Consider the following 24,223-nt stretch of genomic DNA (forward strand, 5'->3'; position numbering starts at 1 on the left):
AAGCATGATGAAGGGTCAACCCGCGCGCGCAGGCGCGCCGAATATTTCGCGATTGTTGTTGCTATTCGTCCACAATCGATACGCATTTCCATGCCGAACCCGGTCCCTCACGCAGGGTTTTGCTGAGAAACGGCAAGGCCGATCGCATGTTTTCCGCGAAAGTCCAGGGCGGATTGACGATCACGAGGCCGCTCGAAATCATCGGTTTGTCGCTCGCCGGCCGCCCGGCTGAAAGTTCAAGCGAAAGGACGTCTCGCATTCCGCTGTCGCGAAGCGTTGCGTGGAGCCGGTCGACGGCCCTCCTGTCCTTGACCGGATACCAGGCGAGAAAAATCCCGCTCGACCAGCGTTTCCATCCCTCGATGAGCCCCCGGCCGAGCGTTTCGAACTCCCGGGCGTCTTCGAATGCGGGGTCGATGATGACGAGCCCGCGCCTTTCCTTTGGCGGCAGGAAGCTTTTCAGCGCAAGCCAGCCATCAAGCTCGATCGTCTTGACCTGGATATCGCCCGCGTAAAGGGCTGAAAGCGTTTCGAAGTCGCGGGCGTGCAGTTCGGTCAGCGTCAGCCGGTCCTGACGCCGGATCAGGCGCCGGGCAATCTCGGGCGATCCGGGATAACACATAAGCGGCCCGCCCTGGTTCACCGAGGATATCGCCTCCAGCCAGGGCGCAAGCACGCCGCGCACCGTTTCCGGCATTTCCGCTTCCAGAACGCGGCCAACGCCGCGCCGCCATTCGCCGGTTTTTTGCGCCTCGTCGCTTGAAAGGTCGTAAAGGCCCAGCCCCGCATGCGTGTCGATCACGCGGAACGCGGCCGGCTTTCGTTTCAGATAGTCGATGACGAGGGCAAGGGCGATATGCTTGAGCACGTCGCCGATGTTGCCCGCGTGGTAGATGTGGCGGTAGTTCACGCGTTTTCCGTTTCAGTGGCGGTGCGGGCCGGGATTAGCTCGCGCGCGAGATAGACCACGGCCTTGTCGCCAAGGTCCTGCCGCCCGACTTCCAGAAAGCCCAGACGTTTGTGAAAGCGCAGCGAGCCGGGGTTGGGCGGGCGTTCGTTGACCTCGCAGGTCAGCGGCGCGCCGGCGCATGTGCCATCGGCCGAAGTTTCCCCGACAAGCGCGTCATAGAGCTTTTCACCGAGGCCGAGACCGCGCGCCTCCGGCGATACGGCGATCCTGTCGACGTAGAAGAACCGCTCGAAATTTCGCTTGAGCCACAGGAAATTGCGGCTGTCGTAGTCCGCCGTTTCATCCAGGCAAAGCACGAAGCCGGCCGGCTTTTCATTGCGCTCGCTCACGAGCGTCCTTGCGGACATGGCGATGAGCCTGGCGAGTTCCGCCGCCTCCAGGCTGTTCACGGCCGGCACGGCGGCCTCGTTGATGGCGATCAGGTTTTCGATGTCGCGGGGTTCGGCGGGTCGGATGCTCATATGTCTCGGTCATGCAGATTTTCGTATGAAATCATGACCTAGCCAGTCGGGTGTCTGGCGTCAAAACAAAAAAGCGGCGGACCTTGGAGCCAGGCCGCCGCTTCTTTCATTTCGGCTGGTGCGTTGCCGCTTCAGTCGTCGAAGCCGCTGTCGCCCGGCTGGTCGTCGTCATCGCCGGACGGTTCGGGCGCATCCTCAAGCTTGAGGTCGACGGCCTTGGGTCCCTTGCCGCGCCGGTCCGGCTCCGTCTCGAAGGTCACCCGCTGGCCGCTGTCGAGCGTGGTAAGGCCGGAGCGTTCGACCGCCGAAATATGCACGAACACATCCGCATCGCCCTCATCGGGCGTGATGAAGCCGAAGCCCTTATCCGCCTTGAAGAACTTGACCGTGCCGGGCTGGCGCGGTCCGCGTTCCACTGGCGCTCTCGGTCCGCGCGGGCCCCGGTCCTGATAGCCTCCTTCGCCGCGTGGCCCGCCGAAGCCGCCGCCACCGCGCGGGCTGCCATATCCGCCGCCGCCCGGGCCTCCACGGTCTCCGCTGCCGCCGTATCCACCACGGTCGCCGCCGCCGCCGTATCCACCACGGTCGCCGCCGCCGCCGTATCCACCACGGTCGCCGCCGCCGCCATATCCGCCACGGTCTCCACCGCCACGCTGGCCGCCGTAACCGCCGCTCCGCTGGCCGCCGTAGCCGCCGCCGCGTTGCCCGCCATAGCCGCCGCCACGGTCGTCACGCTCGTTGTTGTAGCCGCCGCGTCCTGCGTCGCGGTTGCCGTATCTGTCGTTGCCGCCGCTGAAATCGCGGTTTCCGAAGTCTTGTCCGCCGAAGTCGCCGAAATAATCCTGCGGGCCTCCAAATTCACGCTTGCCGCCGCGGCGGCCGCGCGAACGGCGGTCCGAATTCCCGTCATCCATCTTGCCGATCACCCTGCTGGAGCGGAGCCGCATTGTCCTTTGCTCGCCGGCCCGCCTGTCTTGCCGATTTAAATGGCCGAAACGCACCGAACACTTTGTGCCACCTGAATTTGCGACACCCCCGACGCGATCCGATTTATCGTCCGGAAGTTGCAACGTGCCGCAGGGGCCATTCCCCGCCTGGACCGCGCTTGTCTTCCGGTTCGGGCCTCTTGGCCCCTGGCGTCGATCACCCCGACAAACTCCGGATTGTGCCCGCATACAGGCAGGCCATGCCGGATCGCCGGTCGGTGAACGACCGCGCGGCATCATAAGATTTCCACAGGCTTTTTCGCAAGCGAAACTCAGCGTTAATTTATGAAGATACGTAAAAAACGGACCTGAATTATCCCCAACGTCACTTTCCGGCGGCCAAGCCGGCCCGAAGTGCCGCATTTGTTCGCATTTGCATCGTTTGCGGTCAATTGAAAGTGTGCCGGTTGTCACCGGTTCGGGGAAGCTATAGGCCGTTTCCTTCGACCAAATAAGGAGCCGGTCCATGAGTGCTGCCCCCGCCGAACCGCCGATCCAGATCGCCGTCATCCCCGTCACGCCCTTTCAGCAGAACTGTTCTGTCGTTTTCGACCGCCAGACGAAGGCGGGCGCGGTGGTCGATCCAGGCGGCGATGTGGATGCCATTCGCAAGGTCATCTCGCAGTACGGCGTCAAGGTGGAAAAGATCGTGCTCACCCATGGACATATCGACCATGTCGGCGGGGCTGCGGATCTAGCGGCGGCGCTGGGCGTACCGGTCGAAGGCCCGCATGAGGACGACCGCCAGCTGATTGCCCGCGTTGCGGATCAGGCCGCAAGTTTCGGCCTTGAAGGGGCAAAGCCGGTCGAGCCGGACAAATGGCTGAAAGAGGGCGACACGATAGACTTCGCCGGCCGCACGTTCGAGGTTCTCCATTGTCCGGGGCATTCGCCCGGCCATCTCGTTTATTTCGAGCGTGACCTTCGTTTCGCGATTTCCGGCGACGTTCTCTTTGCGGGGTCCGTCGGGCGCACCGACCTACCGGGCGGCGATCACGACACGCTCATCCGCTCGATTAAGGAAAAGCTCTTGCCGCTGGGCGATGATGTCGCCTTCCTGCCGGGGCACGGTCCAGGCTCGACGTTCGGGCACGAGCGGCAAACAAATTCCTTCCTGAAGTAAAAACACCCATTCGCCCGAATTGTGATGCCGGTTACACCCGTCTTTCTCCTTCCGTCCTAATTAAAGGGCGTAGAGGGCGCGCAATCGCCGCGTTCTTGAACGAGGGAGACAAGACGATGAAACGCATTCGTTCCGCCGTTGCCGTTGCAGTGCTTTCCGCCGTGGTTGTCGGGCCGGCCGGCCAGGCTTTCGCCGGCAGCGACTATTGGGACCGTTCCGCCACGCTCCGCGATCTTGAGCGTTCCGAAGCGCGCGGCGGGCCTTACATCAAGGGCGGGCGCTCGGGCTTCCAGACGCGCTTTCGCGTCTGCAACATCCTGCCGACGCCCACCCGCGACCCTCAGACGGGCGAGCGCATCTACGTGAACAAGGAAGTCTGCTGGTTCGAATGAACGCGGCAGCCTCTCCATGACGGTCCGCGCCGGCGGCATGTCCGCCCGCGCCCGTCACGACGCCCCGTCAAAATGCCCCATCACATTGCAAAATCCGCGACGTCTTTCGCGGATTCTTCAAAAATCCAGTCCCTGAAGGCTTCCACCATCGGGTCGCTCCATTTGTCATCGCGTCCGATCAGGCAAAGCCATCCGTCCGTTTCGCATTTCATGTCCTGAAACGGCATGACGAGCGTTCCGGCCCTGATCTCTTCCTGGCAAAGCATCAGGTCGCCCATCACGATGCCGGTGCCCATCACGGCCGCTTTCACCGCCATGTCGAGGTTTGGAAAGGCATCGCCGCTTTCCGGGTCGACCCCTTCCACCTTGAAGTGCGTCAGCCACGCTTTCCAGTCTTCATGCTTCGGGCTTTCGTGAAGAAGCTTTTTGCCGGCAAGGTCCGATGGCTTGTCGAAGGGTCCATGCTCGCGAAGGAATCGCGGTGCGCAGGCCGGTGAAAGGGCGGTCGGCAACAGCGGCAGCGAGCGGATGTCGGCGGGCCGCTTGCGCCTGTTGTCCATGGCGAAACCAAGGTCGTATTCGCTCGCGTCGAAGCCCGCCTCGCCATAGAAATCCGTCGTCAGCCGTATGTGGATGTCCGGATATTCGATGCGGAATCGGTCGAGCTTGGGGATGAGCCAGCGAATGGAGAACGTCGGCGGGCAGATGATGCGCAGATCCGCGCCGCTGCGCGAAATGCGTCGCGCTTCCTCGGCGATCCAGCCGAAAGCCTCCGTCAGGACAGGAAGGAACTTCCGGCCGTGTTCGGTCAACTCCAGGCCCTTCGGCAGTCTCTTGAACAGCGCGACGCCAAGGTGTTCTTCCAGGAGCTTGACATGCCGGCTCACCGCCCCGCGCGTCACGTGAAGTTCTTCCGCGGCACCAACATAGCCGCGGTGGCGGGCCGCCGCCTCGAAGGCGCGTAACGAATTGAGGGGAGGCAGCCTCAACGATCCTCCTTTAATGGATCATGAAACCTGATCCATCCTGACAGATATCTTGGTTTGAAACGCGTTTGCGTTGCCCATAATTAAAACGCTTCCGAATGTCGTTATGTCAACGGAGGCCTAAATGAAAGCCGATGCGACATGCCCTCGTCAGACGGCGGGCCCTGCGCTTTCAACAGCCGCGTGGCTTGTTGCCGTAATCAGGAAATTTCAACGCTCCGCAGCGCGGCGCGCGTGTCGGCATAAACGTCTTGCCGATCTTCAGCGTCTTGCGGATACGTCGCCGCATTTGCTTGAGGATATCGGTTACGGCCTGGGGGATGAAAACGGCAGATTCGCAAGGTCGGCCCCGCCGGCAAGGTGGCCGAACCCTTCCTATCTGGGAAGGACTGGGTGCGGGCGAAAGTTTATCCGCAGGCGATGCGAGAACGATTTGTTCGCACGTCCGCCCGTGCTGTGAGCATGCGTTTCACATCATTGAAAGATGAGGGATCAAAGCAGGCTTCGAAGCGTGTCGAGCCGCGCGTTGACGAGCCAGCCGTAGTAGTTTTCCTGGGGCCACGTCACCTTGCCGGCGGCTTTCTGCCGGCGGAAGTTTGATGCCCGCGCCCATGGATCGCCAAGGTTGTAAAGCGTCGCCGTTATGCCGGGGTTTTTCGAAATATCCACCTTCGCGACCGATTTATAGGCCTGGATCGCATCCCTTATCACCGCCGCCATGTAGTGGAGCGAACGGTTCGGATCCATCGTCGAACGGTAGATCTCGTTGGCATCGCGCGGGGACAGCTTTTCGAAGCCGCTGGTGCGCGACACCGCGTCCGACATCTTCAGCACCGTCAGTGGCGAGAGCTGGCCAAGGCCGAAGCTCTGGCCGGCGAAAAGCGGCTGGAAGAATGTCTCGTTGAAGTTCTTGTCGGGATAGCGCACCCCGTTTACCCGCTTGTTGCGAAAGACCTGCTCCCAAAGCCGCTCGTAGCAGGTCCACAGGTGGTTGCTGTCCCGTCTCCTGGCGCGGCAGGAATCGAACGCGGGCCTTGCGACAAATTCCTCCACGTTCTCGCCGCGGTACTCGAAGTCGAGACGGATGCCGGCATAGCTCAGCGCCTTGACGTAGTAGGACTGCGCGCTGTCCAGGCTGTCGTAATTATAGGTATGTTCGCCGATGATCGCGCCCAGCATATGCACCGGGTCGATGCCGTATTGCGCCGAAACCTGCTTGATGTCGCGGATCAGCCGGGTGTCGCGGCGCAATACGCCAATCACCCTGTCGAATTTCGCGTCGTAGCTGGAGCGGCTCGCCGCCGTGCGCCTTGCCGATGCGAAGGGGATTTCCGGTTGCTCCGCACTTCGGTTTCCCTCCGGCACCACCTGCATCGCCGCGAATGCCACAGCCGGGGCGGGAAGCGGTGCTGCCGCAAATACGAACGCGCCGAGCGCAATCAGCCGGAAGACGGCGGGCGCTCTCGTGAAGCGGTTCGCAATCGACGGGGCATCGGTCGGCATCGATCTCTCCAGAGGGAAGCGAACGCGGGATATCTCTTTTCGAAAAATGACGCTAGTGCAAGGGCGACACATCCGCCATGGGTTCACGGTCGGACGATTCGCAAAAACTAGCGATTTTTGCGAAGCGATGGAATTGGTCGAAGGGGACATGCCCCGTCAAATTTCTCGTTACCCGGCATCGTTCACGCATTCCGGAGCGAGGCCGGCCCCATGCTCAGGCGCACGCGCTTAGGCACGCTCATCTCGCGCATCAGCCCGTCGTGGCGGTGCAGGCCGCAAAGTTCGCGCTGGATGATGACATGCCACAGCGCCTCGCCGGCTTCCGCGATCAGCCTTTGCCGCCGGGCCGGGTCGGGCGGTTCGGCGTTCGCGGCCTGCGCTTGCGCGATGCGCTCCTCGTGTGCGGCGAGCCTTGCCAGAGCCTTTTCCAGCTTGGTCATCAGGCGGGCGAGCGTATCGGCCTTCTCGCTCATCACCTCCTGTTCCAGCGCCTTCGCCAGAGGGTCTTTCTCGGAAGCCGTGAACTGTCGCGGCGGTCTGACGGACATCGTCCTACCGTTCCTCGTTGGCGCGGGCGGTCCTGCCGCCCGTCATGGGCTGCGGCGCGCCCGTCGTTTCGGGAAAGCTGATCGGCAGGCCGCGAAGCGCGCGCACCGCCAGGAAGGCGAAGCATTCCGCCTCCACGGCGTCGCCGCGAAGTCCCGCGTCCTCCGCCATCACGGGCTCCACCTTCGCGCGTTCCCTGAGGGCCGCCATGAAGGCCGGGTTCTTGCGCCCCCCGCCGCTGACGATCACCCGCTCGGGCCGGCGGGGAAGGATGTCGAGGCCCTTGCCCACGGCGGCGGCGGAAAAGGCGGTCAGCGTCGCCGCCCCGTCTTCCAGCGTCAGCCCGTCGGCCATTGCGGCGGTGAAGCCGTTGCGGTCTAGGGACTTGGGGTAAGGCGCGCTCAGGTAAGGGTGCTGGAGGAGCCGGGCAAGCCGGGCCTCGTCCACTGTGCCCGCTGCCGCCAGCCGGCCGTCTTCGTCGTATGGGCCGGCGCCGTGTTTCGCCACCCAGTCGTTGATCGGCGCATTGGCGGGTCCGGTGTCGAATGCCGCCAGCTTCTCGGCTCCGCCCCACCATGTGATGTTGGCGACGCCGCCGAGGTTCAGCACCGCCGAGCCGGGTTTCGCGCCCGCCTTCTTGAGGAGGGCCGCGTGATAGATCGGCGCCAGCGGCGCGCCCTGTCCCCCTGCCGCCACATCGGCCGAGCGGAAATCGTAAACCGTGTCGATGCCGGTGATCTCCGCCATCAGCGCCCCGTCGCCGAGCTGGCGCGTCGCGCCTTTTTGCTCATGCGATGGCGCACGGTGCAGCACCGTCTGCCCGTGAAAGCCGATCGCGGCGATGTCGCGGGCGGGAATGCCCTCGTCCTTCAGGAAGGTGTTGACGGCTTCGCCTTGCGCGCGCGTCAGCATGGCCTCGGCTTCAGCGAATATCGCCGGTTCCGGCCCCTCGAAGTTCCAGGCGGCTGCGGTGCTCATCGCCTCGCGCAGAACGGGGGCGAGGTCCGGCGGATAGGGCGCAAGTCGCCACGGCCCGAATTCGGCGATTTCCTCGCCGTCGGTGCGGATCATGGCGATGTCGATGTTGCCGTCCAGCACCGTGCCGGTCATCAGCCCGACCGCCCAAACCGGGTTCATAGGCGTCTCCCTGTTCATGCTGGCTGGGAGAATAGCGGCGTGACCAGCGCGGGCAAGCGCGCATGTTCCGTCAACGGTTTTATCGCATTTCCCGACGGCAGGTTGCATTAATCGTTAATCTATCAAATTGTTTGCAACTGCCGCGCGATGCGTTAGCAATTCATTAAACACAGATCAGCCCGCGCCGGTTATATCGCCGGGATGCGGAAAAGCTGATCGCCTGAAAAATGTGGCGGGGGGCACCGCCATAGAGCACTTCGAAAACCGGATTCTTCTGCCGCCGGACGCATTTCCGGCGAACGGTACACTATTGCGTGGAGTGGATGTTATGACTTCGAGCCTTGCGGACCAGATCGGCCTCACCCTTCTTTTCGGCGCGCTTTTGGGCGCGATCAGCATGACGGCGGAAGCCGAAGCGATGATCACCGCCGCACGGCTGTTTGCTTTTTGAGGGCGGCACAACCTCGACGTCACGAAGAACGTCACCCCGGACCAGTGAGGCGAAGCCGCGCGCCGATCCGGGGCCCAGATATCTGATGCGGGCTTTGCCCGCGCATTATTGCACAGCAGCGGGCCCAGACCCGGCGATCCATGGGCAATGGCGTCAGGCCAACTCCTCATAGAGATCGCGCCATTCCGGGTTCATCGCTCGGATCAGGTCGATCTTCCACCGTCTCGGCCAATGCTTGATGTTTTTCTCGCGCTGGATGGCAAGCGGCATCGTCTCGTGGCGTTCGTACCAGACAAGCTGGACGACGCCGTAGCGGCTGGTGAAGCCGGGCGTCAGTTGGTTTCGGTGTTCATGGATGCGGCGGCGGGAAAGGTCGTTCGTCACCCCGGTGTACAGCGTCCCGTTCCGCTTCGAAGCGGTAATGTAAGCCCACCCTTCCATAAGCGGATGCAACTGCTGATTGGGTGCCCGGGTCATGCCCGGACTTGATCCGGGTACCGGGCATGACGAATTGAGGGGCTATCGGTTCAATCTCCATCGCTGCGTGGTTCGTGGCGGGGCCTCCCTCCACACGCTGTGTCCTCTCCTCCGTCATCGCCGCCTGTCCCCGACCTGATCGGGGAGGCTTGACCCGGCGACCCATAAAACGCTCACCAAACACGCGGAAGCTGCATGGGTGCCCGGGTCTTGCCCGGATTTGATCCGGGTACCGGGCATGACGAATTGAGAAGTTTCGGCAAGATATTCGGAGCTAGAGCGCACCGCCTCTCCCCCGTCATTGCCGCCTGTCCTCGACCTGATCGGGGAGCCGCTCGCGCGGGCACGCGGGCCAGTATGGCACCTGTCGCGCACCGCTATCGCCGTATCGCACCTGTCATCCGGGCTTGACTGGTAGTATCAAGTAGTGCGCGGAACCGTGGTTGCATGGGTGGATTCCCAATAAGCATTGAATCGGAACAATTCACTTATTAGAGCGGAAGGCCTACCCCAAACGAGAATATTCGATGCCACGTGTTTTATTTTTTTATCTTGTCGCGGCTTTCATTTGTATGCTGCGAAAGCTTCTTTTGGCTTCTTTCTATTTGAGTAGACTGCCAATTGGAATAGGATGCGTTCTGTCGCTTAATCAAGCGATTAATCTTTGTGTCTATCCTATCGTTCATACGGACAGCGCCCTTTAAACTGTGCATAGCTCCAATCCTCCCAGAATCAGATTATTAACATAATATGAACCTATCGTTAATATGAAATCTAGTGACGTATCTATTGAATTCACATAAAATTTGGAGGGAAAATGAACGATTTACTTACAAACATGGAATTTCCAGAAATATTTATTGGTTTCGTTGCGCCAATCGGTGTTGATCTTGATGAAACCATTTCTGCTTTTGAAGCATATTTCTCTTCTTGCGATTATGATGTCGTAAAAATTAGAATCACAGATCATTTTGAAGAATATGCGGACCTAATTCCACCAATAGAAAAACTTAGTAATTCATCATTTGAGAAACGTTATCAAACTCATATTGCTTATGGAAATCAGCTTAGGAGAAAATTTAACGATAATGCTATATTGGCATCCGCCGCGATATTCGAGATTGTTTCAAATAGAGATGAAATAAAAAGAAAAAGGAAAAAGGATAGGAGAAAAATTGATGATTTTACAAAGACGGTCTACCTAATTAGGCAGTTTAAACGCCAGGAAGAGGTTGAATTATTTAGGTCTGTTTATAGAGAAAATTTCTTTCAAGTCTCAGTATATTCTCGTAGAGGGGCGAGGGTCGATTACCTCTCACGAAGGATTGCTGAGAGTCGCGGATCGGCAAATATTACTGATTTTAGATCTATGGCAGAAGAGCTTGTTTCTATTGACGAAAATGAACGTGATAAATTTGGCCAAAAGGTAGGAAAAATTTTCCATGATGCAGATTTAATAATTAATTCAGATATTGCTGAGCCTGAGGTCTCATCGCAAGTCGAACGATTTTGTGAGTTACTATTTTCATCAAATGTAATTTCTCCAAGTAAACTGGAGTATGGAATGTTTGCAGCTAAGGCTGCAGCTCTTAGGACTCTTGATCTGTCACGTCAGGTTGGGGCGGCAATATTCTCCGCCAATGGAGAAATAATTTGTCTTGGTTCAAATGAGGTCCCTAAAGCGCTGGGTGGAACATACTGGGAGTCTGACGGAAAGATTGATGACAGGGACTATAAAAGAAAAAAAGACACCAATTATATTAGAAAGGTGGAGATTGTTCGCGAGGTATTAAAGGCCATATTGCCGAATGAAAATATTGAAGAATTAGTAAAATCAAAAAAAGTACAGGATTTACAAATTATGGATGCCTTAGAATATGGGCGAATTATACATGCGGAGATGGCGGCAATCTCAGATGCCGCTAGATTGGGGAGAGAGCTAAAAGATTCCATCCTTTATTGTACGACTTTTCCCTGTCATATGTGCGCAAGGCACATCGTATCTTCCGGAATTAAGAAGGTATATTTTCTAGAGCCTTATCCAAAAAGTTTGTCGGTTAATTTGCACACAGATTCAATATCTTTTGAGGGAGAAGATAGAGGCGAATATAGCGAGTATCCGATGGTGGAGTTTTTACATTTTTATGGTGTAACTCCTAGAAGATACAGAGAGTTATTCGAAAGAAGTAAGCGCAAAAATGATGACGGTATTTTGGAGTCATATATCAATAATCATAAGAGGCCAAATATAAACATAAAAACGCCAAACTACTCAGAATATGAAGTTTTTATTCTCAATAATCTCAGAGCCGCTTGGAAGACAATAAGAAATGCAGAAGTGTAGAATTACATCGGAATTCACCTCCCCGCTCTCCCCGTCTTCTTCGGCCTGCCCCTGTGCCCTTTCTCCTCCTCGGAGCCGACACCGGGCCTTGCGCGAGGCAGGGGCACTTCCGTCCGTCCGACAGTCATCTCGTCCAGCGTATTCTTTCTTACCTTGCCGCTCACGGCCGCATCGGGCTCGCGCCCTGGCCTCCGCGAGGGCGCGCCATCAGGCGCGACGCCCGCTTGGGCTTGCGCGCTATCGCGCGATGAACGTCCCTTGCCGGGCACAGCCCCGCCGCCCTTCGCCTTCCGCTTGCCTGAAGCCCCTTCCAGCGTGCCGCCGGCGCCGAATTTCCGCTCGCCTTTGTAGCCGCCGGTCTTGTCCTCGATCTGAGATTGCCTTGCCAGCGGATCGTCGGAGATCGCCAGTTCCGTCTCGCGCAGGCGCTTGACCTCGTCGCGCAGCCGCGCCGCCGTCTCGAAGTCGAGGTCGGCCGCCGCCTCGCGCATCTTCTTCTCCAGGTCCTCGATATGCGCCTGAAGGTTGTGGCCGATCATGCCCTCCGCCGCCTCGGCCATTCCCTTGTCGACCGTGACGTGGTCCTGCTCGTAGACGCTTTCCATGATGTCGCCGATGGAGCGGCGCACGCTTTCCGGCGTGATGCCGTGTTCCACGTTATAGGCGACCTGCTTTTCGCGGCGGCGGTTCGTCTCGGCAATCGCGCGTTCCATCGATCCGGTGCGATGGTCGGCATAAAGGATCACGCGCCCGTCGACGTTTCGCGCCGCGCGGCCGATGGTCTGGATCAGCGAGGTTTCGGAGCGCAGGAAACCCTCCTTGTCGGCATCCAGAATGGCGACAAGCCCGCATTCGGGAATGTCCAGCCCCTCGCGCAAGAGGTTGATGCCCACCAGCACGTCGAACGCGCCGAGGCGAAGATCGCGGATGATCTCGATGCGCTCCAGCGTGTCGATGTCGGAGTGCATGTAGCGCACGCGCACGCCGTTTTCGTGCAGATATTCCGTCAGGTCCTCGGCCATGCGCTTGGTCAGGGTCGTGACCAGCGTGCGGTAGCCCTTCTGCGCCACCTCGCGCACCTCGCCCAAGAGGTCGTCCACCTGGGTGGAGGCGGGCCGCACGTCGATCTCCGGGTCGACAAGGCCTGTCGGGCGGATCACCTGTTCCGCGAAGACGCCGCCGGCCTCTTCCATCTCCCAGCCGCCGGGTGTGGCGGACACGGCGACGGTCTGCGGGCGCATGGCGTCCCACTCCTCGAAGCGCAGCGGGCGGTTATCCATGCAGGAGGGAAGGCGGAAGCCGTATTCGGCAAGTGTGGCCTTGCGGCGGAAGTCGCCCCGGTACATGCCGCCGATCTGCGGAATGGTGACATGGCTTTCATCGACGAAGACGATAGCGTTGTCCGGCAGGTATTCAAACAGCGTGGGCGGCGGTTCGCCCGGCGCGCGGCCCGTGAGATAGCGCGAATAGTTCTCGATGCCGGCGCAGGAGCCGGTCGCCTCCAGCATTTCAATGTCGAAGATCGTGCGCTGCTCCAGCCGCTGCGCCTCCAGCAGGCGGCCGTGGTTGTGCAGTTCCTCCAGCCGCTGCTTGAGTTCGGCCTTGATGGATTTGATCGCCTGGTTCAGCGTCGGCTTCGGCGTCACATAGTGCGAATTGGCGTAGATCTTGACCGACTTCATCTCGCCGGATTTTCTGCCCGTCAGCGGGTCGAACTCGGTGATCGCTTCCACCTCGTCGCCGAAGAGGGACACACGCCAGGCCCGGTCCTCATAGTGCGCGGGGAAGATTTCCACCGTGTCGCCGCGCACGCGGAAAGATCCGCGCTGGAAGGCGGCGTCGTTGCGCTTGTACTGCAGCGCGACGAGGTCGGCGAGCAACTGGCGCTGGTCGATGCGCTCGCCCACCTCCAGCGCGAAGGTCATGGCGGTATAGGTCTCCACCGAGCCGATACCGTAGATGCAGGAGACGGAAGCGACGATCACCACATCGTCGCGCTCCAGCAGCGCGCGCGTGGCGGAGTGGCGCATGCGGTCGATCTGCTCGTTGATCGAGCTTTCCTTCTCGATATAGGTGTCCGTGCGCGGGACGTAGGCTTCCGGCTGGTAATAGTCGTAGTAGGAAACGAAATATTCCACCGCGTTATCGGGGAAGAAGTTCTTGAACTCGCCGTAGAGCTGGGCGGCCAGCGTCTTGTTGGGCGCCAGGATCAGGGCGGGGCGCTGCGTGCGCTCGATCACCTGCGCCATGGTGTAGGTCTTGCCGGAGCCGGTGACGCCCAGCAGCACCTGCGTCTTGTCCTGGTCCTTCAGCCCCTGCACGAGGTCGGCGATGGCCGTCGGCTGGTCGCCCTTCGGCTCGTATTCGGAGGCGAGCACGAGGCGCACCCCGCCTTCGGATTTCTCGGGCCGCGGCGGGCGGTGCGGCGTCCACGGCGTGCCGTCGCGGTGCAGCGGGTTGCCGTGCTCGATGAGGTCCGAAAGCGCCTTCACCGTTTCAGTGTGGCCGGTGGTGCCGTCGGAAAGTTCGGGCCGCTCCTTCTTTTTCTTCTTGTTGGCCTTGGTGTGTTTGGCCAGAAGCTCCTCGGCTTCTTCCAGCGAGACATCGAGCCCGGCGATCGGGTTCAGTCCGCCCGCCGCGCGCTCGCGCGGGCTGGAGCTGTCGCCCATGGAGGTGCCGCGCGCGGAGCGGGCAGGGGCTTTCTGCTTCTTCGGCTTTTCGGCGGTTTTGGGCTTCGCCTTTTTCGCCGGCTTGGGCGCGGCGTCCGTCGCGTCGGAAATCTCCTTCGCCCAGTCGGAAATGGAGCCGGACAGCGGCGCGCCGGAAAGCTCGCCCAGCGGCGCTTCGCCCAGGCCGTCGCCCGCGCGGGTTTCGCGCGCCTGCGGCAGGGTGTCTTCGCTCTCGGGATTCGTCGCTGGGGAGGGTCGCTTGGCCATGGCCGCAAATATGGATAATTCCATATCGTATGGAAACCCCGCGTTCGCCATTCGTCCCGCAATCCACCGTCCCTGCTGACACAACGGTGGCGGCAGGGGCGGTTGTGTTTCTTTTCTAGCGGCAGTAGGGGCCGGTGGTGTCCATCGCCTCCGCCGCGCCGTTCAGCGAAAACCGTCCGTAGGTCTCGAAAGGGCTTCCGTCCGGTGCCGCCTCCGGCAAAAGGTCGAACCGCAGTTCCAGGCTGTTGCCACTGCGCAGGGCGGCGGCCAGCGGCGGCGAGATCGGCGCAAGGTAGTTCTGCGCTTCCCGGCCTTCGGAGAAAAGCACCGTCGTCGCTTCCGCCCCGGCAGCGGCCAGCGGAAAGGCCTCGCCGTCGATCACGGCCAGCACCTTGCCGGGCAGATACTGGAATTCGCTGGTCTCGCCCGTGTCGGCGTGGAAGATCGGCCCGTCGTTTGCGGCATAGATTTCCAGCTTCATCTCGTCGGCGCATTGCACGGCCAGCGCCACCATCGTCGAGTTCGTCTCCAGAACCCGCGTAAAGGCGGTGTCGCTCACCGTTTCCCAATCGCTTGCGGAGGCGGCGCTGGCGAATGTCGTCAGGCTTACGGCAAGGGCGAGGGAAAGCTTGAGGGCGGAGAGGCGGAAATGTTGCATGGCCGGCTGTTCCGTGAAACGCATGCGGGGCATAACCTGTTTGCGGGCGCGTATCCGTTCTTGCAATTGACGTTAGTGTGAAACGCGAATGCGATTTCTTTGCGACGCCGGGAAATTTGGCGGAAAGGAAAAGGCATGAATTCTTCCGGTGTCTTTCCGCTTGGCGAGATTTCCCGCGCGCTTTCCGCCGCCGGGCTGGCGGATCGTGTCGGGGCGGATGACGTCTCGCCGCTCTCGGGCCTTACCAACCGCGTTTTCCGGGTCGATCTCCCCGAAGGCGCGGGTGTTGTCGTGCGCCTGCCGAGGCCGGAAACGGCCGGGCTCATCGACCGGCGGCGCGAATTGCATAACGCAAGGGAAGCTGAACGCGTCGGCATCGGGCCGCAGATCCTCCATGCCGATCCCGAAAGCGGCGTCATGGTCACGCGGCTGGTGGCGGGTGCGCGGGAGCTTGTCCCCGTCGCGGCGGGCCATGATATGTTGGCGCGCGTCGGCGCCGCCTTCGCCCGGTTGCATCGCTCGGGCGCTGTGTTCGAGGGGCGGCTCGATCCCTTCGCCCTGATCTCGGATGCGGCTGCGCGCCTGCCCGGTCTCGATTCCGCCTGGCGCGGTCTGGTCGCCGACGTGGTGGCACTTCGGGGTGGTGATGTAACGTATGGGAAGGAGTTGGCGCCCTGCCACTGCGATCCGGTGCCCGGCAACGTCCTCGAAAGGCGCCCTGAAAGCCATGAGGGAATTAAAGATACCCCTTTCGGAACCTTTTCCGACCCTTCCGGAATTCTCCTGGTGGACTGGGAATATTCGGCGATGGCCGATCCCGCCTGGGATCTCGCCTATTTCGCGCTGGAGGCGGAGCTTTGCGAAAATTCGCTGGTTCATCTGCTCGAAGGTTACGGCGGCGGCGCGGGGATGGGTCAAAGGGTCGCCCGAATGAAGCCGGTCTGTGACTGCCTGTCGGGCCTCTGGGCGCTCGAGCAATTTCACGCCGGAAATTCCGCAACGGATTTCCATACTTACGCGGAAAAACGCCTTGATCGCGCAAATCGGGCACTGGCGGCGCTCAGCGGCTGAATTCGCGCGCCTCGCACATGGCGTAAGTGTCGCGCATCCGCGTCGTCAGCCGGTCGTCCTGCGGGTTCGCCAGCAGCCCGACCCATGTTCCTTCGTTCTTCATCGTATTGAGGGTGCAGCGGCAAATTTTCTTGCAATCAGCATCGTCATGCGAAACCGAGCAGGACATCCGGCAATTGTCGGTAAAGTCGATCTCCGCCGGGGAATTTGTCAGTCCCAGCGCGATCATGGACCAGACGAGGCCGTACAGCAGGGGCTGGTGCAGCAGATAGACGGCAAGTGAGTGCCGCCCTGCGAAGGCGAACCCTCGCCAAACCACATTGCGCGCCTGCCATCTTGCGAGAAAGTCGAATAACCCGAAGGACTTGCCGATCCTGGCAAGCGCAATGCCGGTCAGCACGAACCCGAACCAGGGGACCATCGGAACATAATCGACCGCCGGCGGCGGGGCGGTGGCAAGCCCGGTCCAGAGCAGCGCCGGGTCGTTGAAGACCTCGGCCCGCGCCCAGAACGGCATCGAAAACACGAATGCCGTCGCCGCGACGGCACCGAAAATCGGGAACCTCAAAAACGGCAGCGCGAGCAGGCTCGAAAGCGCGATGCAATGCAGGATGCCGAAGCGCACGAACTGGTCGCCAAGCGCATACCAGGTGCCGATCGTCACGGCGCCGGCGGCAAGCGCGATCTTGCCGAAGCGGATGAAAATCGCCTTCCAGCGGAAGGATCTGGCGTGCGCGAGCACCAGGCTGACGCCCACCAGAAAAATAAAGCTTGCCGCGATCGCGACCGCGAAAGTCCGCCATCCCGCGCCGCGCGCTACGTCCCAGTCGACCAGGCGGAACCAGAACAGGTCCCACGACAGGTGGTAGATGGCCATGGCCAGCAGGGCGAGCCCGCGCGCGATATCGACAGCGTCGATCCGGCTTTTCTTTCCGGCGGTTGAATTTCGCACGCTGGCGTATGTGGTCTGGTCCATGGCCTCACATTTGCCGTGGGGCTGCGGTCCGTGCCACGGCAGTTATTTAAAGGGTAATTGGCTTCTTCCGGACACTCCAACCGAAAAGCGGCATGATCTGGACGGCGACGGTCGACAGGAGAATTAAACCACAGCCGTTCACGCCGGGGACAGATAACCGGTCGCCCGGGAGAAGCGCGCGTAAAACGGCGGCGAAGACGGATTTTGAAAAGAGGAAAAGCACCGTTCCGGCGGGCCGCGGGATTCGAACATTGATATGCCCGATTACCCGGAGGCGTTCAGCAAAAGATAAACCGGCCGAGCGTCCTAGAGGACCTATGGAACGGGGATGAAGCCGGAATCGTTACGGAAAGCCGATGAAGAGGATGAACACGACGACCGAGGCAAGGAACGTCGCCTTGAAGGCGAGCGGCCAGGGTGAAGGCTTGACGACGGTGAACATGTCCTGTTCGGTCCGATCCGCAAGGCTCATGACGGTCTCCTGGAAGACTTGTGGAAGCCGAACGATTAGGAATTATGGTTACCAATTCGTAAATAACGCTCACGACACACTCACGCGTTATCCCGAAGTTTTGAGCGATCGAGATCGGATATTCGTGAATTTTTTGAGGCTTGTTGCGTAAAGGACACGCTACGGCCGATGAAAACCAGCCATCGCGACGATGTGCCGCAACGGCGCCGGCTTTAAGGTCGGGGTCGGCTGATTCGCCGGGTTCAGAGATCGAGCGTATCCAGGCCCGCCTCCAGGTAGTCCGCCAGCAGCGGCATTCCCAAAAGGTATTTCGCGGTCGGCCCCACTGCGCGTTCGCGGGCGTCCTCAATGGCCTGTTCGAAGTCGCCTGAATCGTAGTCGCCGCGCCCGACCCAGCAGATGGCGACGAGTTCGGCCGCCTCGTCGACGTTGAGATCCTCGATCAGTTCGCGCAGTTCCTCTTCGGAGAGGTCTTCGCTTTCCTCCTCCGCAAGCCCGTCATGGGCGTGGGTGTCGCTCAACGAATCGCTGTCGAATTCGATCTCGCCGTCGTGTCCGTCCTCCAGGCTTTCGTCCACGCCCGAATAGGCGCCACGCGCCTTGTTGATCAGCATGCGCACCGTTTCCGGCGAAATGGACAGGTCGACCGCCATGGCCACACTCCTCATTCGAGATGACAATCATCTCGTATCGATGAAATTTGCGCAATCGTCGGCATGTTCCGGCGTTGGCGCCTTGCCGAACCGTGCATAGCCCAAAGAAGAAACAAGGCCTTGATCGAACGCAAGGAGGGGACGTGCAGGATCGTTCCCGGAATCATTTTCCGGGGAAACGATCCGCCAGGCGCGCAGTGTCCGGGGGCAGCGCTATTGCAGGAAAGTCATGCGCTGATGGTCGAGCGGGGTGTCGGCGGAGCCTTTTTCCTGCTGCCGTGCGGCTTCGCGGATGACCGGGTGGCGGCGCTGGAACTTGCGGACTGCTATCGGGCGGGCTTCGGATTTTGGCGCTATAGGGGGCGCTGCCGTCTCCGGAAGATCGGAAACGGCAGCGCCAACCGGGGTCCCGGTTTCCGTCGGCGAAGAACCGGATTCGGCCCCGCCGCTGGCGCCGGACAGCGATTGGCCGAACAGCGCGATAGCCAGCGCAAGACCAAGGCCAAGCGCGATGGCAATGGAAAGGTGACGGCCCGTGCGCGGGCTGTCGGCGCCGACGTGAAAGTCGTTTCGTTGTATCTGCGAATTCATGACCTGGTGATGCTGTCTTAGCGAAAGCGATCCTGGCTGCGGCGGGCAGCGGCACGGAGGCTTTTCGTCAGATGGCGGGCCAATACGGCGCTCAACGTCAACATTGCCGAAAAGGCGATGCTGATAATGCCGATGGCCCAGTCTTCGCCGAGGCTGAGCGGCCCGGCCCGGGCGCTCGACGCCAGCAATGCCGGCGGCAACGCGGCTGCAATGGCGAATGCGGAATAGCGCAAAATGGCGCGAAATTTCTGCAATGCGGTTTTTTCAGTTTTGTCGACCATCACCGTTACTCCCCAACCAGGTCACGGACGCATAAATAGGGTTGAAATGGTATGAGCGGATTTGTTCGGATACGAGGCGCAAACCTGCGGGAAACCATCCGATTTTCAAAGGGTTGCAACGACGTTGCCGGGCAAATCCGACATATCCTGAAAGGACGCGAAAACGGCTTCGACCTGCTTTGTCGAAGCGCTTGACCGGTTGGCAAACCCGCTCTGCGCGCTTCTCCTTGCATCTCTTTGCCGTTTGTTGTGCCATTCCAGCCTTATTTATGAGCGTGTGCCCTAACCGGCATTGGCTCCATGCGGCGCACATTCGCTGCCGAAAAGGACGGTTCGATGCCCGCAATCGGGCGGGGGCGGTGTGATTTCGTGGAGAGTTTGTGGCGAGCTAACGCAACGATATCTGCAGCCGACGCGCGGAACGGACGAAAATGCAATCGAACCTCTTTACCGCTTTTTCATCGCTTGCAGGCACTCTTGGCACAAAATCGCCCGAACTGGAGAAGGATCGGGAAGCGTCTTGAAAAATCGGGAACGGAGCGACTTCCGCTGCCGGCCCGAGTTACTTTCGGACCGAATATCCCGGCGCCTTGCGAGTATGCGGTAGACCCATGGAAGCTTTGGAACGCGCAGCCGAACCCGAAATGAAAGAAGAGCAGGCCGGGCCCGCCGATGCCGCGCCCGCGCGGGCGGACGATGCACCTGCAATCAGCCTTGCGGGGCTCACTTTCTTCGTGGTGGACGCCGTTGCGAAGCAGGTTATCTGGATGGAGCCGGAGGGGCTCGACTTCGAGGGCGAGGCGGGCCTCAAGGAAGCGCCGCTTGCAAGCGCCTTGCGCCGGCTTTCCCAGGGCGACCAGAAGCAGGTGCTTTCGCTTATCCAGCGAGCCATGCAAAAGGGCACGGCCGGCCCGATCGACCTCGGCGGGGACGACATAGGCCACGGCCTGTCGCTTTCCGCGCGTCGCTATGAGACGTCGGGCGGCGGAGCGATGGTCATCGCGGCAGCCGACGGCGACGGCGTGGTGGAAACGGGTGGTGCTGCCGTGCGCGGCGTCGCTCCGCTCATTCGGCATCTCGTCGAAGGCAGTTCGAAGTCGGTTCTGGTGGTCGACAGTTTCGGCTACGTGCGCTACGCGAACGACCACTTCTTCCGCATGTTCCAGATCGCCGACAAGCAATTTTGCATCGGCCGCAACATCGCCCATATTCCTAACCGTCTCGGCAAGACGCTGCCCTCGCTGATCCTGACCGGGCTTGCCCGCAGGGCGCCGGAGCATGCCGCGCGCCGGTTTCTGCTTTCGAGCGGAGACGCGGTGTCGCTGAGCTTTTCACTGGTGCCGTTCCGTGTTTCGGCGGGTCTGGGCGGAGCGGTTTTCACTGCCGAACGCCAACTTGCCGGCGGTGTCGATTTCCAGCGGGTTATGGACCTTCTGGTGACCAATATCCTCGTCGTCGATGTAAAGACGCGCATGATGGTGGCGGCGAACGAAGCTGCTCGCCGCGCATTCGCAATGTCGCAGCAGATGATGGAATCCGCGCCGATCACCGAAACGCTTCTTCACCCGAAGACGTTCAAAAGCCTGATCGACCACGCCCAGCAAGGCAGCCAGACGCCCGTGCAGGCGACGATCAGCGGTTTCGACGGTATCACGCGTTCCAAGCGGCTCAAGGCCACGCTGATGCATCAGGACGAGAGCATTTACCTCGTCATCGAAAGCAAGCACTGAGAAGCCGGTTTCCGGTGGAATCCCTCGTCGAGGCGAGCCCGCCGGACAAGCCGAATTCACCCTTCGCCCTCAGGCGTTCGCCCCACAAGGCATTCAATGGACGTCTTGCCCGGTAAGCGCGAAAAACGAAGTTTTGCCGGGGCAAATACGCGAAAACGTGCGACGGCGCCTTGCGCATTGCTAGCGTTGACAAACGATTTGCGTCTCAACGTAGCAGTCCGCCAAATCGCGTTCGCGATACGGATGGCACGTCGCCGGGCGGACGGTGCGGGCCGTTCGAAGCCTTCATGAATATGACAGACCCTGAACGGAGACACTTGCATGGGCAGTACGGTTTTTCTTTTTCATGGGACGGAAGGGCATCCGGATATTCATTGGCTCGGTTGGCTCAACAGGACCTTGTCCGCCGAAGGTCACGCCGTAATCGCGCCGCAGTTTCCGTCGCCGCCGAACGAGGTGCCGACAAAGGTGGACGAGTGGCACGATGTGTTGTCGGAATATGCCGACCAGATCGATGAAAACACCGTATTCATTGGCCATAGCCTGGGGGGCTTGTTCGCCCTTCGGGTGCTCGAAAAACTTGCTCACAAGGTCAAGGTGGCCGCAATCGTGGCATCGCCTCTCGGCGTGAAACCGGTAAACGATGTCGAGCGGGCCGAGGCCTCTAGCGGCTATATTTTCGACTGGGACACGATTTCGGCAAACTGCGATAATTTCTTCGTTTTTTATGGTGAGGACGATCCCTACGTGGCAATCGGGAACGGCACTCTCGCCGCCGAAAAACTCAGGACCGACTTGATCTCCGTACCGAACGCAGGACACTTCAACACGGATTCCGGGTACACATCGTTCAGCCTGCTTTGGGAAACGATCCGGCCCGTGCTTTCGGGATAGAGCCGGCCCAAACCGTCGCCTGTATCGGCGGAACTCGGCCTGCCCCCTTGCGTGCCTATCCGACTGGGATTACGGTCCGCCCGCCTCACTTCATTGGACTGGCCTCAAGGAGGGCAAAATGGGCTTTATCGCCGACGCGCTGGCACGTGTGAAACCATCAGCGACCATTGCGGTCACGAACAAGGCGCGCGAGCTGAAAGCCGCCGGCCGCGACGTCATAGGTCTCGGCGCGGGCGAGCCGGATTTCGATACGCCGGAAAACATCAAGCAGGCGGCGATTACGGCGATAAACGAGGGCAAGACGAAATACACCGCCGTCGATGGCATTCCGGAACTGAAGGCTGCAATCGCCGCCAAATTCAAGCGCGAGAACGGCCTTGACTACGAGACGAACCAGATCACGGTGGGAACCGGCGGCAAGCAGGTGCTCTATAACGCGCTTGTCGCCACCGTTAATCCGGGCGACGAGGTGATAATCCCGACACCTTATTGGGTCAGCTATCCGGACATGGTGCTTCTCGCCGGCGGCACGCCGGTCGTCGTCAACGCCGATCCGGAAACCTTCAAGATCTCGCCCGAAGCGCTTGAGGCTGCGATTACGCCGAAGTCCAAGTGGATCATTTTCAACTCGCCGTCGAACCCGTCCGGCGCGGCCTATACGCGCGACGAACTCAAGGCGCTCTGCGATGTGCTCATCCGCCATCCTCATGTCTGGGTGATGACGGACGACATGTACGAGCATCTCGTCTACGACGATTTCGAATTCACGACCCCGGCGCAGGTCGAGCCCGCGCTCTATGATCGCACGCTGACCGTCAATGGCGTTTCCAAGGCCTACGCGATGACCGGCTGGCGTATCGGCTATGCCGGCGGCCCGGCGGAGCTTATCAAGGCGATGGCGAAGGTGCAGTCGCAGTCGACGTCAAACCCCTGTTCGATCGCTCAATACGCGGCGGTCGAGGCGTTGAACGGCACGCAAGCCTTCATCCCGAAGAACAACGAGATTTTCAAGGGCCGGCGCGATCTCGTCGTTTCCATGTTGAACCAGGCGAAAGGGCTCGAATGCCCGGTTCCCGAAGGCGCGTTCTACGTCTTCCCGTCCTGCGCGGGCACGATCGGCAAAACCGCGCCTTCCGGCAAGGTGATCGGATCGGACGAGGATTTCGTGACCGAACTGCTGGAAGCCGAAGGCGTGGCCGTGGTGCAGGGGTCGGCCTTCGGGCTCGGGCCGAACTTCCGCGTTTCCTACGCCACATCCACGGAAGCTCTGGAAGAAGCCTGCACACGCATTCAAAGGTTCTGCGGAAACCTGAAATAATTAGCCCTTTCGGCAAGCGAGAAATTTCGAAGGGCGGCCTCGTGCCGCCCTTTTATTTTGGAAATCGCCTTTTTGTGCTTTTACTCTATTTAGAGGTGTCTGGACCAAGCGCTTTTATGCTGAATAGGTGGAGAAAAGCCATGCTGCGATTCCTGTTGGTGGTTCTGTTTTCCTGCGCACCGGTTATGGTGCTTGCCCAAAGCGGACCGGGCGTGGAAGCTGGTGTTTTAAGATGCAACGTCAGTAGTGGCGGATCTTTCATCTTCGGATCGACGAAGGGCCTTATTTGCACCTTCAAGCCTGTGGGCAGCCGTCCTGAGGAGCCCTACACGGGAACCATCAACAAGTTCGGGATCGATATTGGCGAAGTCAAAGCGGCGGAATTCATCTGGGCGGTTCTGGCTCCATCGGCCAACCTTGACCCCGGCGCGCTTGAAGGAAACTACGCCGGTGTTTCCGCCGGTGCGGCGGTTGGGGCCGGCATTGAAGCCAATGCCCTGATCGGCGGTTTCGACAAGTCGATCGCACTCAATCCGCTAAGCGTGGCGGGCACGCAAGGTCTCAACATCCAGGCCGGCGTCGCCTCTCTGTCTTTGAAAGCCGGGAGATAGCGTCTGACGGATCGCTTCACGTAATAGCTTCACGTAATAAAAGAAGCAGCCCCTCTGTGTTCGCGGCCGCCAAAGTGATCGAAAGGCGGTTCGCGAACTTGATAGCATTGATTGCAAAGAAAAATTATGCGACCGTTATTTGTATAAGTTACGTAGTAACAGATTGGTTTTTCTCTATCGAAACGGATATTGGAGATTATTATGCGACGCCTTTCCAGTCTCGCCTTGATCGCGGCATTCTCCTGCGTCAGCACCATAGCCGCTGCGGAAGAAGCCTCTTTGACGGCGCTCTCGGTTTGGGAAAACCAGAGAGGATCCAAGCTGACGATCCAGACCATCGATCCGGCTTCCGGTCTACTGACGGGAAATTACATCAATAGTGCGGCCGGTTACGGGTGTATCGGGTCGCCTTATCCAGTGGTTGGATACGTTTACGGCAATCTGATCAGCTGGTCCGTCCGCTGGAGCAATGCCCAGCAGGATTGCCAATCGATCACGGCATGGACCGGCTATTATCAGAACGGGAAGATAACCACCGAGTGGGAACTGGTCTATGGTGACCAGATCGACGGGGGATCCGATACTTTTTCTCCGATCGCCAAGACGGAAATAAAGGGTCTGAAGCTTCAGTAAGAATATATACGTGAAAATTCAGA

At 60.1% G+C, this 24,223-nt stretch carries 24 protein-coding genes and 1 pseudogene; 10 read left to right on the plus strand and 15 right to left on the minus strand.

Features of this window, described 5'->3' with window-relative positions:
* Nucleotides 1-61 precede the first annotated feature (61 nt).
* From HPQ64_RS08265 to HPQ64_RS20590, 3 genes are all read right to left on the minus strand, one after another.
* Nucleotides 62-910: a 23S rRNA (adenine(2030)-N(6))-methyltransferase RlmJ gene (locus HPQ64_RS08265; protein WP_172887876.1), complete on the minus strand. Its 849-nt coding sequence runs from the start codon at nt 908-910 to the stop codon at nt 62-64.
* Complete coding sequence (locus HPQ64_RS08270; RefSeq protein WP_172887877.1) at nt 907-1,431, minus strand: GNAT family N-acetyltransferase; 525 nt, start codon at nt 1,429-1,431, stop codon at nt 907-909. The genes HPQ64_RS08265 and HPQ64_RS08270 overlap by 4 nt, the downstream gene beginning before the upstream one ends.
* 131 nt (nt 1,432-1,562) lie before the next feature.
* Nucleotides 1,563-2,378, minus strand: coding sequence for a cold-shock protein (locus tag HPQ64_RS20590; protein WP_343035951.1), 816 nt, complete (start codon nt 2,376-2,378; stop codon nt 1,563-1,565).
* Between the two features lie 505 nt (nt 2,379-2,883).
* On the opposite strand from HPQ64_RS20590, the gene HPQ64_RS08280 reads away from it, so the two are divergent.
* Nucleotides 2,884-3,540 carry an MBL fold metallo-hydrolase gene (locus tag HPQ64_RS08280; protein ID WP_210260133.1) on the plus strand — a complete coding sequence of 219 codons (657 nt, stop codon included), beginning with the start codon at nt 2,884-2,886 and terminating at the stop codon, nt 3,538-3,540.
* Between the two features lie 116 nt (nt 3,541-3,656).
* Complete coding sequence (locus tag HPQ64_RS08285; protein WP_172887878.1) at nt 3,657-3,932, plus strand: hypothetical protein; 276 nt, start codon at nt 3,657-3,659, stop codon at nt 3,930-3,932.
* Nucleotides 3,933-4,012: 80 nt separating this feature from the next.
* Here the strand turns inward: HPQ64_RS08285 and HPQ64_RS08290 are convergent, their stop codons facing one another.
* The 4 genes from HPQ64_RS08290 to HPQ64_RS08305 all read right to left on the minus strand — a co-directional run bounded on the left by HPQ64_RS08290 (nt 4,013) and on the right by HPQ64_RS08305 (nt 8,104).
* Nucleotides 4,013-4,921: a LysR substrate-binding domain-containing protein gene (locus HPQ64_RS08290; protein ID WP_172887879.1), complete on the minus strand. Its 909-nt coding sequence runs from the start codon at nt 4,919-4,921 to the stop codon at nt 4,013-4,015.
* Between the two features lie 489 nt (nt 4,922-5,410).
* Entirely contained in the window at nt 5,411-6,421 is a 1,011-nt protein-coding gene (locus HPQ64_RS08295; RefSeq protein WP_172887880.1) for a DUF1402 family protein, read from the minus strand.
* 182 nt (nt 6,422-6,603) lie between these two features.
* Nucleotides 6,604-6,969: a DUF6665 family protein gene (locus HPQ64_RS08300; RefSeq protein ID WP_172887881.1), complete on the minus strand. Its 366-nt coding sequence runs from the start codon at nt 6,967-6,969 to the stop codon at nt 6,604-6,606.
* 4 nt (nt 6,970-6,973) lie between these two features.
* A complete protein-coding gene (locus tag HPQ64_RS08305; protein WP_172887882.1) occupies nt 6,974-8,104 on the minus strand; it encodes an anhydro-N-acetylmuramic acid kinase in 1,131 nt (376 codons plus the stop codon).
* 328 nt (nt 8,105-8,432) lie between these two features.
* On the opposite strand from HPQ64_RS08305, the gene HPQ64_RS20595 reads away from it, so the two are divergent.
* A complete protein-coding gene (locus HPQ64_RS20595) occupies nt 8,433-8,555 on the plus strand; it encodes a hypothetical protein (RefSeq protein WP_281358256.1) in 123 nt (40 codons plus the stop codon).
* Nucleotides 8,556-8,708: 153 nt separating this feature from the next.
* Here HPQ64_RS20595 and HPQ64_RS08310 read toward each other — a convergent pair whose 3' ends face one another.
* Nucleotides 8,709-8,996: a GIY-YIG nuclease family protein gene (locus HPQ64_RS08310; RefSeq protein WP_172888574.1), complete on the minus strand. Its 288-nt coding sequence runs from the start codon at nt 8,994-8,996 to the stop codon at nt 8,709-8,711.
* A gap of 853 nt (nt 8,997-9,849) precedes the next feature.
* On the opposite strand from HPQ64_RS08310, the gene HPQ64_RS08315 reads away from it, so the two are divergent.
* Nucleotides 9,850-11,376 (plus strand): anti-phage dCTP deaminase, encoded by a 1,527-nt coding sequence (locus HPQ64_RS08315; protein WP_172887883.1) that lies wholly within the window; start codon nt 9,850-9,852, stop codon nt 11,374-11,376.
* A 379-nt stretch (nt 11,377-11,755) separates the two neighbouring features.
* Here the strand turns inward: HPQ64_RS08315 and uvrB are convergent.
* Together uvrB and HPQ64_RS08325 are read right to left on the minus strand one after the other, a co-directional pair.
* Nucleotides 11,756-14,264, minus strand: a pseudogene (gene uvrB, locus HPQ64_RS08320) (excinuclease ABC subunit UvrB); the annotation flags it as partial.
* 163 nt (nt 14,265-14,427) lie between these two features.
* Nucleotides 14,428-14,970, minus strand: coding sequence for a hypothetical protein (locus HPQ64_RS08325; RefSeq protein WP_172887885.1), 543 nt, complete (start codon nt 14,968-14,970; stop codon nt 14,428-14,430).
* Nucleotides 14,971-15,105: 135 nt separating this feature from the next.
* On the opposite strand from HPQ64_RS08325, the gene HPQ64_RS08330 reads away from it, so the two are divergent.
* The gene (locus tag HPQ64_RS08330) at nt 15,106-16,041 is read left to right on the plus strand and encodes a choline/ethanolamine kinase family protein (RefSeq protein ID WP_172887886.1); all 936 of its coding nucleotides are present in this window, start codon (nt 15,106-15,108) and stop codon (nt 16,039-16,041) included.
* Here HPQ64_RS08330 and HPQ64_RS08335 read toward each other — a convergent pair.
* The 5 genes from HPQ64_RS08335 to HPQ64_RS08350 all read right to left on the minus strand — a co-directional run bounded on the left by HPQ64_RS08335 (nt 16,031) and on the right by HPQ64_RS08350 (nt 19,014).
* Nucleotides 16,031-17,017: a heparan-alpha-glucosaminide N-acetyltransferase gene (locus HPQ64_RS08335; protein ID WP_172887887.1), complete on the minus strand. Its 987-nt coding sequence runs from the start codon at nt 17,015-17,017 to the stop codon at nt 16,031-16,033. The genes HPQ64_RS08330 and HPQ64_RS08335 overlap by 11 nt on opposite strands.
* A gap of 343 nt (nt 17,018-17,360) precedes the next feature.
* Complete coding sequence (locus HPQ64_RS20600) at nt 17,361-17,489, minus strand: hypothetical protein (RefSeq protein WP_281358258.1); 129 nt, start codon at nt 17,487-17,489, stop codon at nt 17,361-17,363.
* A gap of 242 nt (nt 17,490-17,731) precedes the next feature.
* Nucleotides 17,732-18,142 (minus strand): DUF3775 domain-containing protein, encoded by a 411-nt coding sequence (locus tag HPQ64_RS08340; RefSeq protein ID WP_172887888.1) that lies wholly within the window; start codon nt 18,140-18,142, stop codon nt 17,732-17,734.
* 213 nt (nt 18,143-18,355) lie between these two features.
* Entirely contained in the window at nt 18,356-18,733 is a 378-nt protein-coding gene (locus HPQ64_RS08345; RefSeq protein WP_172887889.1) for a hypothetical protein, read from the minus strand.
* Nucleotides 18,734-18,750: 17 nt separating this feature from the next.
* Nucleotides 18,751-19,014: a hypothetical protein gene (locus HPQ64_RS08350; protein WP_172887890.1), complete on the minus strand. Its 264-nt coding sequence runs from the start codon at nt 19,012-19,014 to the stop codon at nt 18,751-18,753.
* 611 nt (nt 19,015-19,625) lie between these two features.
* Between HPQ64_RS08350 and HPQ64_RS08355 the strand changes: the two genes are divergently transcribed.
* The 5 genes from HPQ64_RS08355 (at nt 19,626) to HPQ64_RS08375 (ending at nt 24,200) form a co-directional block, all read left to right on the plus strand.
* Nucleotides 19,626-20,744: a PAS domain-containing protein gene (locus HPQ64_RS08355; RefSeq protein ID WP_172887891.1), complete on the plus strand. Its 1,119-nt coding sequence runs from the start codon at nt 19,626-19,628 to the stop codon at nt 20,742-20,744.
* A gap of 321 nt (nt 20,745-21,065) precedes the next feature.
* Entirely contained in the window at nt 21,066-21,638 is a 573-nt protein-coding gene (locus HPQ64_RS08360; protein WP_172887892.1) for an RBBP9/YdeN family alpha/beta hydrolase, read from the plus strand.
* A gap of 118 nt (nt 21,639-21,756) precedes the next feature.
* Nucleotides 21,757-22,956 carry a pyridoxal phosphate-dependent aminotransferase gene (locus HPQ64_RS08365; RefSeq protein WP_172887893.1) on the plus strand — a complete coding sequence of 400 codons (1,200 nt, stop codon included), beginning with the start codon at nt 21,757-21,759 and terminating at the stop codon, nt 22,954-22,956.
* A gap of 140 nt (nt 22,957-23,096) precedes the next feature.
* Nucleotides 23,097-23,567 (plus strand): DUF992 domain-containing protein, encoded by a 471-nt coding sequence (locus HPQ64_RS08370; RefSeq protein ID WP_172887894.1) that lies wholly within the window; start codon nt 23,097-23,099, stop codon nt 23,565-23,567.
* A 201-nt stretch (nt 23,568-23,768) separates the two neighbouring features.
* On the plus strand, nt 23,769-24,200 hold the full coding sequence (locus HPQ64_RS08375) for an avidin/streptavidin family protein (protein ID WP_172887895.1): 432 nt from the start codon (nt 23,769-23,771) through the stop codon (nt 24,198-24,200).
* The last annotated feature ends 23 nt before the right edge of the window (nt 24,201-24,223 follow it).

The sequence above is a fragment of the Hongsoonwoonella zoysiae genome (assembly GCF_013266695.1).
Classification (GTDB): domain Bacteria; phylum Pseudomonadota; class Alphaproteobacteria; order Rhizobiales; family Stappiaceae; genus Hongsoonwoonella; species Hongsoonwoonella zoysiae.

Excerpts from the sequence above, each read along its gene's own strand:
- HPQ64_RS08310 (WP_172888574.1), bottom strand. The coding sequence starts at position 8,996 with ATGGAAGGGTGGGCTTACATTACCGCTTCGAAGCGGAACGGGACGCTG.
- HPQ64_RS08355 (WP_172887891.1), top strand. The coding sequence starts at position 19,626 with ATGGAAGCTTTGGAACGCGCAGCCGAACCCGAAATGAAAGAAGAGCAG.
- HPQ64_RS08375 (WP_172887895.1), top strand. The coding sequence starts at position 23,769 with ATGCGACGCCTTTCCAGTCTCGCCTTGATCGCGGCATTCTCCTGCGTC.
- HPQ64_RS08325 (WP_172887885.1), bottom strand. The coding sequence starts at position 14,970 with ATGCAACATTTCCGCCTCTCCGCCCTCAAGCTTTCCCTCGCCCTTGCC.
- HPQ64_RS20600 (WP_281358258.1), bottom strand. The coding sequence starts at position 17,489 with ATGAGCCTTGCGGATCGGACCGAACAGGACATGTTCACCGTCGTCAAG.
- HPQ64_RS08340 (WP_172887888.1), bottom strand. The coding sequence starts at position 18,142 with ATGGCGGTCGACCTGTCCATTTCGCCGGAAACGGTGCGCATGCTGATC.
- HPQ64_RS08360 (WP_172887892.1), top strand. The coding sequence starts at position 21,066 with ATGGGCAGTACGGTTTTTCTTTTTCATGGGACGGAAGGGCATCCGGAT.
- HPQ64_RS08285 (WP_172887878.1), top strand. The coding sequence starts at position 3,657 with ATGAAACGCATTCGTTCCGCCGTTGCCGTTGCAGTGCTTTCCGCCGTG.
- HPQ64_RS08370 (WP_172887894.1), top strand. The coding sequence starts at position 23,097 with ATGCTGCGATTCCTGTTGGTGGTTCTGTTTTCCTGCGCACCGGTTATG.
- HPQ64_RS08365 (WP_172887893.1), top strand. The coding sequence starts at position 21,757 with ATGGGCTTTATCGCCGACGCGCTGGCACGTGTGAAACCATCAGCGACC.
- HPQ64_RS08330 (WP_172887886.1), top strand. The coding sequence starts at position 15,106 with ATGAATTCTTCCGGTGTCTTTCCGCTTGGCGAGATTTCCCGCGCGCTT.
- HPQ64_RS08315 (WP_172887883.1), top strand. The coding sequence starts at position 9,850 with ATGAACGATTTACTTACAAACATGGAATTTCCAGAAATATTTATTGGT.
- HPQ64_RS08300 (WP_172887881.1), bottom strand. The coding sequence starts at position 6,969 with ATGTCCGTCAGACCGCCGCGACAGTTCACGGCTTCCGAGAAAGACCCT.
- HPQ64_RS08305 (WP_172887882.1), bottom strand. The coding sequence starts at position 8,104 with ATGAACCCGGTTTGGGCGGTCGGGCTGATGACCGGCACGGTGCTGGAC.
- HPQ64_RS08270 (WP_172887877.1), bottom strand. The coding sequence starts at position 1,431 with ATGAGCATCCGACCCGCCGAACCCCGCGACATCGAAAACCTGATCGCC.
- HPQ64_RS20590 (WP_343035951.1), bottom strand. The coding sequence starts at position 2,378 with ATGCGGCTCCGCTCCAGCAGGGTGATCGGCAAGATGGATGACGGGAAT.
- HPQ64_RS20595 (WP_281358256.1), top strand. The coding sequence starts at position 8,433 with ATGACTTCGAGCCTTGCGGACCAGATCGGCCTCACCCTTCTTTTCGGC.
- HPQ64_RS08295 (WP_172887880.1), bottom strand. The coding sequence starts at position 6,421 with ATGCCGACCGATGCCCCGTCGATTGCGAACCGCTTCACGAGAGCGCCC.
- HPQ64_RS08350 (WP_172887890.1), bottom strand. The coding sequence starts at position 19,014 with ATGGTCGACAAAACTGAAAAAACCGCATTGCAGAAATTTCGCGCCATT.
- HPQ64_RS08280 (WP_210260133.1), top strand. The coding sequence starts at position 2,884 with ATGAGTGCTGCCCCCGCCGAACCGCCGATCCAGATCGCCGTCATCCCC.
- HPQ64_RS08345 (WP_172887889.1), bottom strand. The coding sequence starts at position 18,733 with ATGAATTCGCAGATACAACGAAACGACTTTCACGTCGGCGCCGACAGC.
- HPQ64_RS08335 (WP_172887887.1), bottom strand. The coding sequence starts at position 17,017 with ATGGACCAGACCACATACGCCAGCGTGCGAAATTCAACCGCCGGAAAG.